This is a genomic window from Bacillus sp. GbtcB14, assembly GCF_019091205.1.
In the GTDB taxonomy this organism is placed as follows: domain Bacteria; phylum Bacillota; class Bacilli; order Bacillales; family Bacillaceae_G; genus Bacillus_A; species Bacillus_A cereus_AG.
Genome location: NZ_JAGXJT010000140.1, coordinates 1 through 274, shown reverse-complemented (window position 1 = coordinate 274; position 274 = coordinate 1). Strand labels below are relative to the sequence as shown.

The window sequence follows — 274 nt, the reverse complement described above, 5'->3', positions numbered from 1 at the left end:
TATTATTGTTAGGTAAGAAATTCATATCACTTTGCACAAATTCAAAAAGTATTAATCCTACGTATCTTCGTGTATCACATGAACTAACATGGAATGATTTACTTACGAAAAAGGTTACGACTCGTAAGAAACCCGCAGCCGCTTGGAGTAGGAAACTGCCAGATACTTTGCAAAGAAAAGGACCAGGAGTAGAAATTGCTACCACACCTGCAGACGTAGTGGCGATGTTTGGGTTGAAGGGGATGCAATTTGGTCATTATTGCACCGAACAATA

The 274-nt window shown here is 39.4% G+C and carries 1 pseudogene; it reads left to right on the top strand.

Annotated elements, in window-relative coordinates:
* Positions 1–274, top strand: a pseudogene (locus KVT31_RS29560) (LPD1 domain-containing protein); the annotation flags it as partial.